Annotated in this window: 7 protein-coding genes; 2 read left to right on the forward strand and 5 right to left on the reverse strand. The window is 35.1% G+C overall.

Going from position 1 to position 11,794, the window contains the following annotated elements; genetic code table 11:
- Positions 1 to 20: 20 nt before the first annotated feature.
- From B0A65_RS08495 to porU, 5 genes are all read right to left on the reverse strand, one after another.
- Complete coding sequence (locus B0A65_RS08495; RefSeq protein WP_074660474.1) at positions 21 to 1,670, reverse strand: dihydrolipoamide acetyltransferase family protein; 1,650 nt, start codon at positions 1,668 to 1,670, stop codon at positions 21 to 23.
- Between the two features lie 6 nt (positions 1,671 to 1,676).
- Entirely contained in the window at positions 1,677 to 2,675 is a 999-nt protein-coding gene (gene pdhA / locus B0A65_RS08500) for a pyruvate dehydrogenase (acetyl-transferring) E1 component subunit alpha (RefSeq protein WP_074660598.1), read from the reverse strand.
- A 157-nt stretch (positions 2,676 to 2,832) separates the two neighbouring features.
- Positions 2,833 to 3,315, reverse strand: coding sequence for a cytidine deaminase (gene cdd, locus B0A65_RS08505; RefSeq protein WP_074660475.1), 483 nt, complete (start codon positions 3,313 to 3,315; stop codon positions 2,833 to 2,835).
- A 76-nt stretch (positions 3,316 to 3,391) separates the two neighbouring features.
- Positions 3,392 to 4,594 carry a type IX secretion system outer membrane channel protein PorV gene (porV, locus tag B0A65_RS08510; protein WP_074660476.1) on the reverse strand — a complete coding sequence of 401 codons (1,203 nt, stop codon included), beginning with the start codon at positions 4,592 to 4,594 and terminating at the stop codon, positions 3,392 to 3,394.
- Positions 4,595 to 4,635: 41 nt separating this feature from the next.
- Positions 4,636 to 8,472, reverse strand: coding sequence for a type IX secretion system sortase PorU (porU, locus tag B0A65_RS08515; RefSeq protein WP_074660477.1), 3,837 nt, complete (start codon positions 8,470 to 8,472; stop codon positions 4,636 to 4,638).
- A gap of 213 nt (positions 8,473 to 8,685) precedes the next feature.
- Between porU and gldJ the strand changes: the two genes are divergently transcribed.
- Positions 8,686 to 10,371: a gliding motility lipoprotein GldJ gene (gene gldJ, locus B0A65_RS08520; protein WP_074660478.1), complete on the forward strand. Its 1,686-nt coding sequence runs from the start codon at positions 8,686 to 8,688 to the stop codon at positions 10,369 to 10,371.
- Positions 10,372 to 10,489: 118 nt separating this feature from the next.
- Positions 10,490 to 11,776, forward strand: a complete 1,287-nt coding sequence (locus tag B0A65_RS08525) for a UDP-N-acetylmuramoyl-tripeptide--D-alanyl-D-alanine ligase (RefSeq protein ID WP_074660479.1) — start codon at positions 10,490 to 10,492, stop codon at positions 11,774 to 11,776.
- The last annotated feature ends 18 nt before the right edge of the window (positions 11,777 to 11,794 follow it).

Here is an 11,794-nt window from a genome sequence, read left to right on the forward strand (position 1 = left end):
CGATCAGGCTGACAAAAAAATTATGCCAACATTGTAACCGGGCTTTCGATGTATTGTTTTAATGTTTGTAAGAACTGAGCACCAGTTGCACCATCAATTGTTCTGTGGTCACACGCTAATGATAACATCATTGTGTTTCCAGCTACAATCTGACCGTTTTTAACTACTGGTTTTTCAACAATTGCACCTACAGAAAGAATAGCAGAGTTTGGTTGGTTGATAATTGAATTGAATTCAGTGATACCAAACATTCCAAGGTTAGATACTGTAAAAGTACTTCCTTCCATTTCTTGTGGTCCTAATTTTTTGTTTTTAGCTCTTCCTGCAAGATCTCTTACTGAAGCGCCAATTTGAGATAAACTCATAGCGTCAGTGAATTTCAATACAGGAACTACTAATCCGTCTTCAACAGCTACAGCAACTCCAATGTTAACGTGGTGGTTGATGATGATAGCATCTTCTTTCCATTGTGAGTTAATTTTTGGATGCTTTTTCAAGGCTAGAGCACAAGCTTTAATTACCATATCGTTGAAAGATACTTTTGTATCCGGAACAGTATTAATTGTCGCTCTTGCTGCCATTGCATCGTCCATGCTTACTTCGATCACTAAGTTATAGTGAGGTGCAGTAAATAATGACTCAGCAAGACGTTTTGCGATAATTTTACGCATTTGAGAGTTTTTGATCTCTTCTGTAAAAACTTCTCCAGCAGGAACAAATACTTTTGGTGCAGCAGGAGCGGCAGCTTCTTGTGGTTTAGCAGCAGAAGTTGCAGCAGGTTGTGCTTGCGCAGATGGAGTAAAGTTTTCGATATCGCTTTTTACGATACGTCCGTTTTCTCCAGAACCTTTAACCTGAGTTAATTGGATTCCTTTGTCAGAAGCGATTTTCTTCGCTAAGGGCGAAGCTAAAATTCTTCCTCCATTTGATGAAGTATCAGCAGTTGCTTCAGTTGCTTTTTCTTCAGTTGCAGGAGCTGCTTTTTCTTCAGTTGCAGGAGCGCTTGCAGTTGTAGTACCTCCGGCAGTATAGTTATCAGCAATTCCAGTAATATCAGTTCCGGCAGGCCCGATGATAGCTAATAGACTATCAACAGGAGCTGTATTTCCTTCCTGAATTCCGATGTATAATAATGTTCCTTCATTGAAAGACTCAAACTCCATAGTAGCTTTGTCTGTTTCAATTTCTGCTAAGATATCACCTTCAGCAACAGCATCACCTACTTTTTTCAACCAGGTTGCAACTGTTCCTTCAGTCATAGTGTCGCTCAAACGAGGCATAGTTACAACTACAACACCTTTTGGTAATGCAGATGCAGCTTTTGCAGGAGCAGCAGTTTCTGTTTTTGCTTCAGCAGCCGGAGCAGCTTCCGCTTTTGGAGCTTCTGCAGCAGGAGCGTCACCACCAGCCAATAAAGCTGAAATGTCTTCTCCTTCGTTTCCAATAATTGCTAATAAGGAATCAACAGGAGCAGTTTCTCCAGCCTGAATTCCAATATGTAAAAGAGTTCCTTCGTTAAAAGATTCGAACTCCATTGTCGCTTTGTCTGTTTCAATTTCAGCAAGGATATCTCCTTCGCTAATTTTGTCGCCTACTTTTTTTAACCAAGTCGCTACCGTTCCTTCCGTCATAGTATCGCTCAAACGAGGCATTGTTACTTTTATCGCCATAATATATTATAGTTTATGAGGTGTAAATGGATAGTCTTCTTGTGCGTATACTACGTCGTATAATTGTTGTAATTCAGGATATGGAGATTCTTCAGCGAATTTCACACATTCTTCAACCAAGTCTTTAACCTTTTGGTCAATTGCATCAATTTCTTCTTGTGTAGCATATTTTTGATCCATAATTACATCTAAAACTTGTGTAATAGGGTCAATTTTTTTGTATTCTTCAACCTCTTCTTTAGAGCGGTATAGTTGTGCATCAGACATAGAGTGTCCTCTGTAACGGTATGTTTTCATTTCAAGGAAAGTTGGTCCGTCTCCACGACGAGCTCTTTCGATAGCTTCTGTCATTGCTTCGGCAACTTTTACAGGATTCATTCCGTCAACTGGTCCGCAAGGCATTTCGTATCCTAAACCAAGTTTCCAGATGTCAGTGTGATTTGCAGTTCTTTCAACAGAAGTTCCCATTGCATAACCATTGTTTTCAACGATAAATACAACTGGAAGTTTCCATAGCATTGCCATGTTGAAAGCTTCGTGTAATGAACCTTGTCTTGCAGCTCCGTCACCAAAGTAAGTCATAGTAACTCCACCAGTTTCAAAATATTTATCAGCAAAAGCTAAACCAGCTCCTACCGGAATTTGTCCACCTACGATTCCGTGACCTCCGTAAAAACGGTGTTCTTTAGAGAAAATGTGCATAGAACCTCCCATACCTTTAGAAGTTCCTGTTGCTTTTCCTAAAAGTTCAGCCATAACGCGTCTGGGATCAACTCCCATACCAATTGGCTGCACGTGGTTTCTGTAAGCAGTAATCATTTTGTCTTTGGTCAAATCCATAGCGTGCAAAGCGCCCGCTAAAACAGCTTCCTGACCATTATATAAGTGTAGAAAACCTCTAACTTTTTGTTGAATGTATAATGCTGCAAGTTTGTCTTCAAACTTTCTCCAAAGCAGCATGTCTTCGTACCACTTTAAATATACTTCTTTTGTAACTTCTTTCATCTGAATTCTTTCTTTTGCTAAAGTTGTTTGTGTTATCAATTGTTGCCTATAACGCAAAATAGTTTCCTCCCACAAATTTGCGCCCGAAAGGTCGGGATGCAAAAATAAGACATTAGATTTAAGAACTAAAATTTAAACGCTACTTTTTGGCTTTTTTTTATAAGAACTTTTTATCAAACATAAAAGGAAGTAAGTTTTTTAGGGAAGCTGATTGATAAACTTCACCAATTTCGCCCATAAAATAGATTTCGATAGGAGTATCCTGCTTAATTTCGTATTCTGCAATTGACTGTCGGCAAGAACCGCAAGGAGGAATTGGAGCTGTTGTCTTATTAGTATCTGAAGCGGCAGTAATTGCCATTTTTAGAATTTTAGCTTCCGGATAAACACTTCCTGCATGAAAAATTGCTACACGTTCTGCGCATAATCCTGACGGATAGGCAGCGTTTTCCTGGTTTGATCCTAAAACTATTTTTCCGTTATCTAAAAGTAAGGCAGCGCCAACTCTAAACTGAGAATAAGGAGCGTATGCTTTTTTGCGAATTTCAACAGCCTGATTCATTAAGTCCTGAATTTCTGGTGAAAGCTCTTTTAAGTTGTCATATACTACAAATGATGATGTAACGCTTATTTCTTTCATTGTTTTTATGGGAAAAAAAATCCAAATTTCTAAAAAAATAGAAATTTGGATTGTTATTGTTTTTTATTTTGTCTCTTTAATAAGTTTCATATTTGTCGCCAAAGTTAAACGTTAAAGAAAAACGAAGTGTGTTTTCTAACGGATTTTTAACTTTTGAAGTCGAGAATAAATAGGAAACATCAACTTTTACGATATTATATTTGAAACCTGCTCCTAATGAAAAGAACTGTCTGGCTCCTTTTTCCGGACTTTCATGAAAATAACCTGCACGAACTGCAAAAGCATCCTGATACATATATTCTCCGGCAACACTATAGGTAACTTCTTTTAATTCTTCGCTAAAACCGTCTGGAGCGTCTCCAAATGATTTGAAAATTCCTTCAACCCAACCTATGTCATGATAATTGTTGTAATTGTTGGCATTGGCTTGTTCTTGCGAAATATCTCCCGGATCGGTAAAATCACCATCGCCGTTAGCGTCAACAGGTGTTCCGGGTCCCGGAGGAGTTGGAACTAATAACTTAGTAAATTCAACACTAAGATTAACTTTGTTGTAATCATCTAATATGAAATCGAAACCTCCACCTAGTCTTAAATTGGCTGGTAAAAAGTTAGAGCTTAAATCATCATTGTCATAATGGATTTTTGGTCCTAGATTTTGAATGTTAAAACCTGCTCTCCATCTTCCATTGAAATCAGTATAGGCAATTTCTTCTGATTGATAGAATCCGGCTACATCTACCGCAAAAGATCCTGCAGCAGAAGCATCAATATCTTCTGAAGCAATTTTTAAATTGGAGCGAATATACCTTCCTGCAACAGCCATTGAGAATTTCTCGCTTAACTTTAAAGAATAGGATCCATCTAACGCAAATTCGTTTGGTGATACTATTCTTGCAGCTTCGTTTGGATCGCCCGTAGTTCTTAGTTCAATATCTCCAAAACCAAAATAACGAAAGCTTGTTGCAAAAGCACTTTTTTCGTTGATCTTATTATAATATGTTAATTGGCCAAGTGAGATGTCATTGGCTAAATCAGTAAGATATGGAGTATAACTGATTGAGAAACCTTGTTTGTCTTCTGAAAAAGCATATTTTGCTGGATTCCATTGTTGGGAAAATACATCGGCAGAAGTTGCTACACCCTGATCTGCGAGACCTGCTGCTCTTGCATCAGCGGCTACTAATAAAAATGGAACTCCAGTTGTAATAGGTCGATCTTGGGCTTTGACGTACGTAACAATTAAAAAACAAATTAATAAAAGTGATATTTTTTTCATTTATAGAAATAATGGTATTTATTGTACAAATATATATATTATTATAGGATGACAAGCTTTTCGTATTTTTCTGCCTTTTTATTTGTCAAATTAGATTTGACTGTAAGTTTGTAAATGTAAACTCCTTTTCCAATTCTGTCTCCAAAATCGTCTCTGCCATCCCAGGTTATTTCTCTTGATAAAAAACCTTCTGTAGTAATGATTTGATTTTTTGTCCATACTACTTTTCCTGTGATTGTCATTACCTGAACCTGGACGTCCAAAGGTTCGTAAGGTCTGTTATGCGAAAACCAGAACTGAGTATAGGTCGAAAACGGATTTGGATAATTAAGAACGTGTGTTAATGTCAAAGATTCATCTCCTACTACAACAAATTGGATTTCACTTGTTACCGGATTGTTGTAAACATCCCAGGCTGTAAAACTTATTGTATGCATTCCTGCTGCTAAATCTCGTAATGGGAAACGTAAATTTCCATTAGTATAATCATCTAATTTTGTTTGATAATAATCATTCAAAACATACGGATTACTTACATCACCGTCTAAAATTGCAACAATATCGTGGCCAATTCCGCTGGCGGTATTTATACCATTTTCATCTTCTAAAAGAGCCAGTAGAAATGGAGAACTATTTGTAATGCCACCTGAAACAAAAGTTTCGTCGTTCATATATAACTTCACTTTTGGACTAATATTGTCCTGAGGTGCATTTTCGTTTATTCCGCCAATTTTAATAATAGTACTATAGCCGGATTGGTTTTCTATTGGTTGATTTTTTTTAGAATAAAAACTAATTCTTCCATAATCAACAGCAATTCGTATGTCTCTCGGAACAACAAAACTAAATTCAAATTGACCGTTGGTTACGCTTGCGTTTCCTCTGAAAATAGTTTCTCCAAGGGTTTTGAATGACATTGCAGGGCTATATCCATCATTATTTAAAGTTGAAGCTGTAATTAATTTGTCAAAAATAGCAGTGGCTAATTCGCCATTATAATTACTTAATAAAGTGTTGTTTTCGTCTGTGATTTCTCCGGAAATTTTAATTTTTGACAGTGATTTAAGATCTGGAATTGGTTGTGAGATCACAACATCGTTTACTTTTGTTAAATTTATTCGTGGTTTAGGAATGGCTAACATCAAAGCGGGGTCTCCAATGTAAAAAATAACATTACTTGAGTAACTTGGGTTTTCATTTTTTGAAATTCGGAGTGCTTCTGCAATTGTTGTGTATTGGTTTGATCCGTATGAAAATAGATTTTTGCTTAAACTATCATTGAAGTTTTCAGCATTAAATTGACCAATTGCCCGAATGGTTGTTAGCATAGAAATGGCGCCCCCCTTTGGATTCCAAAAAGTATATTCACCGGCCGTTGGTCTTGTTGGATCGTCAAATCTCGAAAACTCACATGTGATAGTGATGAATAACGGATATTTATATTGATTATTTAAGTTTTGACCATCTGATTTTTCCCAAATTCTTTCACTTGCGAGACCATCTTCACCACCATGTCCTAAATAATTAAAAACCAACGCTCCTTTTTCAAAAGCATCAAAAAAATCGCTTCTTGCTTTTGGGTATCTCGAACCACCAGCAGAAGCTTCCTGTGTATAAGAGTCGAGAATAATTTTGTCAATATTGAAAAAGGGTTTTTCAGTAGCAATCCCATCGGCTAAACTATTTTGCCTGGACTGTAAAGAAGCATCTGAACTTTGATCTGAATCATCACTAACTAAAACAAAGTTATTTCTCCAGTTTCCGTAAGATTTTGCGTCATGATATTCTAGTACTTTATTAACCATTTCTCCGGCCTGAGCATTGTCTGAAACCAGCATTCTTCCAACTGCAATGTCAATTCCTCCAAAAAACGAAATTACATTTCCCTCATCTGGATCCATAAGTCCGTAAAAATCATCAGAAGCAAATGAAGATTCTCCAATTGTATTACTATTTAAGGAATGGTATATAGGTACAATATTGGTGTTGTTTGAAATTCGATCTTTGTAATCGAATGAAGCGTCTCCAAATAGATTGATGTATTTTACTCTTTTCTCTGGAGAAGAAGCATTTTCGTAAATGTATTTAATGCAATTTCTTATAGCTGCAATATCTTGTTTTCCGGAAGAAAATTCCTGATAGATATTTTCTAATGCAATTACTTTTGTGCTTAAATTAGAGTAAGAACGATGAAAACTAGCTAGTTTTTCAGCTTGAGAAACTAAAGACTTTGGCGTAATAATGATGTAATCGATATCCTGAAAGCTGTTCTGAGCGTTCTTAAAAAGAGTTCCTTTCAGGTTTTGATTGGTAATTTTTGACTGACTTTCTTTTAAAGGACTGAAATAATCGGCGGGATCTATGGCAATGTATTTTCGAATTTCTCCTAAAGAAGCTTTAAAGCTAAAAGTAGTCTGATTGGAGTTTTCCACTTTTGATACATTATATAGGTCTGTAATATCCCAAATTTGAGAAATTCCTGCTGCATTTCCAATAGTGTAATTTGCGATTCCTGCCGTAGAACCCGCTAAGTCATACTGGAATTTAAATTGTTTTCCGATTCCAAGAAGCTTTCTTTTTGCGGTTATATTGATATAGTCCAAGTATCCTTTTGATCCCGGAACACCGTTATTATTATAGGTAAGTTTTATTTTTACACTTTCGGATCCGTTAAATGTAGTGTTTGCAGGCAGTTTTCCTGTGTAAAACCTGACTTCTGAACTTTGTACTAAGGCATTAAAATTTATAGTACCAATACTTTGTCCATTGGCAGTAATTACAAACGAAGTAGGAGTGTAGGCAGCTGAAGCACTGTTAACTTCAATTTTTAATGGTACTGCTGTTTCAAGATTCGGAAATGTAAATGTAAATTCCTGTTCCTGATTGATGTCAAATGATTCGCCGAACCATTGACGTCCTAAGTGAGCAATGTTTGTCTGGTCGATTTCGTGAAATTGATAGTCATCAAACGTGTTTAGCTCGAGTGTGGTGTTTGCAGAAGGTTGATTCAGGTTTAAAATCCTTTTACCATCGCCACCATTTACAGTTATATAATAATAAGATTTGTTGTCGAATAAATTGAGATTTGTCTGACTCTCCGTGTTCCAGTTATCAGTTCCTTCAGCATAAAAAAGAATGTAATCATCATTGTTAAAAACCCCGTCAGATTCGCCAATAATCTGAATAGCATTCTCAGTTAAATCATTCGGGTAATAAGTGCTGTTCATTAAAGGTAGCATTTTTCCTCCGTTTCCGTAGATTTTAATTCTTTTTGGATCAACCTTAGAAGCGTCAAATCCCAAACTCTGTAAAAATGCTTTTGAAATTTTATAAACACCTGATTTTTCAATGTAAAAGCGATACCAATCTCCAGTCGCTAAAATAGAATTTTGAATGCTATTTGATTTTTGCGCGAAAGAAATGTTACTGTTTTTGGATGTATTGTTGTTTAAATTATAAGAGAATGACCGAATACGTTTAAAGCTGTTTCCTTCCTTTATAATAGGTGAAAGTGATATGAAAATTTGTTTTTTATCTCTTGAAAAAGCAATTTTTAACGTTTCATTTGGTTTTGCCGGAATATTTTCGAGCGATAAATCACCTAAATCAGATATTGAGACTGTTTCATAAATAATATTGGAAATTTGTACAGAAGAGTCGTTGGAGTAATTAGATTGGTTCAAATTAAGCAATAATATTATGCTTTTTTTTGTACTATCATACCTAAAACTATTGCCGGAAAAGTAAGGGATGACTGTTTTGAAATCGCCAAAACTCATTTCTTTTTTAGTTTGCCAATCTATTGTAAAGTCCCCATTTATTTGGGAAAATGCCAAAATTGGAAGCATAAAAAAATATAAGATTAGGGACTGTTTCATAAGTTGAAAAGTAGAAATTATTTTTAAATTATTTTAGTAAGTAAAAATATAGTATTTCATGTTACAGTAAATAATAAAAAGTATATTTTTGCGTTCGTAACTATAGGTTATTTTCTGGTAAAAAACAGTGAAATAAAATTATTAGAACAGATGTTGCTAATTAAATGTTAATTATTATATTGCAGCACCTAAATTTATCACCTAAGAATGAGTATGAAAGTAAACAAAATTGTAGTCTTGCAATTAATGATGTCAATGGTATTGATGTTAGGCACGGCTAGTTGTAGCAAAAAATCGAGTTCCACTCACGCTTCTCGAGCAACAGGTTGGGACGTGGATAGTCAGAATGGAACTTCTGCCAGAAATGCAGGAAAAAAACAACAGGCTGGTCCTGGTTTAGTTTTTGTTGAAGGAGGTACATTTACTATGGGTAAAGTACAGGATGATGTTATGCACGATTGGAATAACACACCAACTCAACAACACGTTCAATCATTCTATATGGATGAAACCGAAGTTACGAACGGTATGTACTTAGAATACCTGGAGTGGTTGAAGAAAGTTTTTCCTCCAACAGAAGAAAATTACAAGAATATTTACGAAGGAGCATCACCAGATACTTTAGTTTGGAGAAATCGTTTAGGATACAATGAAACGATGACTAACAACTACTTAAGACATCCTTCCTATGCAAACTATCCTGTAGTTGGTGTAAACTGGATTCAGGCAGTTGAATTTAGTAAATGGAGAACAGACCGTGTGAATGAAGCTGTTCTTGAAAAAGACGGATACATTAAAAAAGGTGCAAAAACACAAGATGTTAGCGCTGAAAGTTTGTTTAATACAGAAGCTTATCTTGCATCTCCATCTACAACTTATGGTGGTAATGAAGAAATTGTATTAAAGAAAAATCCATCAGGAAGAAGACCTAAAGCTGGAAAAGACGGAGTAGTACCAGAAGAGAAAAATGTATATGCACAACGTTCTTCAGGAGTTATTTTGCCAGAGTACAGACTTCCAACCGAAGCAGAATGGGAATATGCAGCTGCAGCCGATGTTGGACAAAGAGAATATAACATCTACAAAGGACAAAAGAAATACCCTTGGTCTGGAGATTATACACGTTCATCAAAACGTAAAAACAAAGGGGATCAATTGGCTAACTTTAAACAAGGAAACGGTGATTACGGTGGAATTGCAGGTTGGTCTGATGATGGAGCTGATATTACAAACTCTGTAAAAAGTTATGCTCCAAATGATTTCGGATTGTACGATATGGCTGGTAACGTTGCAGAATGGGTTGCCGATGTTTACAGACCTATTATTGACAATGAGGCAAATGATTTTAACTACTATAGAGGAAATCAATATGCTAAAAACAAAATTGGTAAAGACGGTAAAATTGAAATCGTTTCAACAGCGAGTATTAAATATGATACTTTAAGTAATGGTAAAGTTGTAGCAAGAAATCTTCCTGGAGAAATTGCTCAGGTACCGGTTGATGAACAAGAAACATACTTGAGAACAAATTTCAGTACAAGCGACAATATCAATTATAGAGATGGTGACAAACAATCTTCCAGATATTTTGATTTTGGAGATTCTGAGTCAGGACCAAAAACAGATCAGGCAATGTACAATTCTCCTAAACATAATATCACTACTGATAGTTTAGGTAAGATGATTAGAAAATATGACAACTCTAGTAAACGTACAACTTTAATCGACGATAAAGTAAGAGTTTACAAAGGAGGTTCTTGGAGAGACAGAGCATATTGGTTAGATCCGGCTCAAAGAAGATATTTCCCTCAGGATATGGCAACTGATTACATCGGATTCAGATGTGCAATGTCTAGAGTAGGTTCAAAAGCGGAAAAAAGAAAATCGCCTAGAAACTAAGATTTAAAAATTTAATAACAAAAATTCCAAATTCCAAAAGCTGAACATTTCAGTGTGGAATTTGGAATTTTTTGTATTAATTTTTTTCTACTTTTACGATCTATTAAAAATTTTATAAATGAATATTCAAGAAATTCATAACCTGTTTTTACAATGTAAATCGCTTTCAATTGATACAAGAAAAATTGAAAAAGATTCTATTTTTTTTGCTATTAAAGGTGAAAACTTTGATGCAAATACTTTTGCTAAACAAGCACTGGAGTTAGGAGCTTTATTCGTTATTATTGATAATGAATCTTATCTAATTGATGAAAGAACGATTCTGGTTCAAAATAGTTTAGAAACTTTACAGGAGTTGGCAAAATTTCATCGTGCTTATTTAAAATTACCAATTATTGCCCTGACAGGCAGTAATGGTAAAACAACTACGAAAGAGCTTATTAATGTAGTTTTGTCTAAAAAATATAAAACGAAAGCTACGGTTGGAAATCTGAATAATCATATTGGAGTTCCATTAACATTATTAAGTTTTAATACTGAAACTGAAATTGGAATTGTAGAGATGGGGGCGAATCATAAAAAAGAAATTGCATTTTTATGTGAAATTGCCCAGCCAGATTATGGATATATTACCAATTTTGGAAAAGCTCATTTAGAAGGTTTTGGTGGTGTGGAAGGTGTAATTGAAGGTAAAAGCGAAATGTATCAGTATTTAGCCAGGAAGGATAAATTGGCTTTTGTTAATCTTGAAGATCCAATTCAGATTGAAAAAGCTGCAGGTATAAAATCATTTACTTTTGGTATAAACGATAACAAAGCCGATGTGAAAATTAAAAAAATTACTGCAAATCCTTTTGTAGTAATAGCGTATGAAAACTTCAACGTTGAATCACATTTAATTGGCTTGTATAACTCAAATAATATAAATGCGGCAGTTTCAATTGGTCGTTATTTTAAAGTAGATAATGAAGCTGTAAAAGAGGCAATCGAAAATTATATTCCGGAAAATAACAGGTCTCAATTACTGAAAAAAGGATCAAACCAAATTATTTTGGATGCCTATAATGCGAATCCGAGCAGTATGGCTGTTGCTATTACAAATTTTCTTCAGTTGGATAGCCCAAATAAAGTTATGGTTTTAGGAGATATGTTCGAATTAGGAAAAGAAAGTCAGCAAGAACATAAAATCATCGTTGAGTCTTTATTGAATCAAAATAAATCAATTTGTTATTTGATTGGCAAATCATTTTATGATAATAAAGTTTCAGACGAAAATATTCGATTTTTTGAGACTTTTGAAGATTTTTCAAATCATCTCAAAGCTATACATTTTGAAAATAACAGTATTTTAATAAAAGGATCCAGAGGAATGGCGCTCGAACGTACTTTGGAATATATATCATAATAGAAAGCCATTCGTCGC

It is taken from the genome of Flavobacterium frigidimaris (assembly GCF_002217275.1).
GTDB classification, from domain to species: Bacteria; Bacteroidota; Bacteroidia; order Flavobacteriales; family Flavobacteriaceae; genus Flavobacterium; species Flavobacterium aquidurense.

Coding starts and splice junctions, on each gene's coding strand:
- porU (WP_074660477.1), bottom strand. CDS start 8,472: ATGAAACAGTCCCTAATCTTATATTTTTTTATGCTTCCAATTTTGGCA.
- gldJ (WP_074660478.1), top strand. CDS start 8,686: ATGAAAGTAAACAAAATTGTAGTCTTGCAATTAATGATGTCAATGGTA.
- B0A65_RS08495 (WP_074660474.1), bottom strand. CDS start 1,670: ATGGCGATAAAAGTAACAATGCCTCGTTTGAGCGATACTATGACGGAA.
- porV (WP_074660476.1), bottom strand. CDS start 4,594: ATGAAAAAAATATCACTTTTATTAATTTGTTTTTTAATTGTTACGTAC.
- B0A65_RS08525 (WP_074660479.1), top strand. CDS start 10,490: ATGAATATTCAAGAAATTCATAACCTGTTTTTACAATGTAAATCGCTT.
- cdd (WP_074660475.1), bottom strand. CDS start 3,315: ATGAAAGAAATAAGCGTTACATCATCATTTGTAGTATATGACAACTTA.
- pdhA (WP_074660598.1), bottom strand. CDS start 2,675: ATGAAAGAAGTTACAAAAGAAGTATATTTAAAGTGGTACGAAGACATG.